This window comes from Bradyrhizobium sp. Ken51, from assembly GCF_055807435.1.
Genome location: NZ_JBVVPB010000202.1, coordinates 1 through 243 on the forward strand (window position 1 = coordinate 1; position 243 = coordinate 243).

At 58.8% G+C, this 243-nt stretch carries 1 protein-coding gene; it reads left to right on the forward strand.

The features are described 5' to 3' along the window. Positions 1 to 28 precede the first annotated feature (28 nt). The coding region (locus tag AC0L27_RS41480; protein ID WP_473323928.1) for a histidine kinase dimerization/phospho-acceptor domain-containing protein at positions 29 to 243 on the forward strand (215 nt) is incomplete at its 3' end.

The following is a 243-nucleotide window of genomic DNA, read 5'->3' on the forward strand; positions in this document are numbered from 1 at the left end:
TTTTTGCAGCTCCGCCAGCGGGCGGGTGATGCGGCGTACCGCCGACAACTTAACGCCCATTGCCATTCACAGCGCCACCCTCGAAATCGAAGCGGTGGTTTCGGCGTTAAACGATCTGGTCAGTCGCCTGACCAGCACGCTGGATAACGAAAGGTTGTTTACCGCTGACGTCGCGCACGAACTGCGAACGCCACTGGCGGGGGTGCGTTTGCATCTGGAACTGCTGGCGAAAACGCATCACAT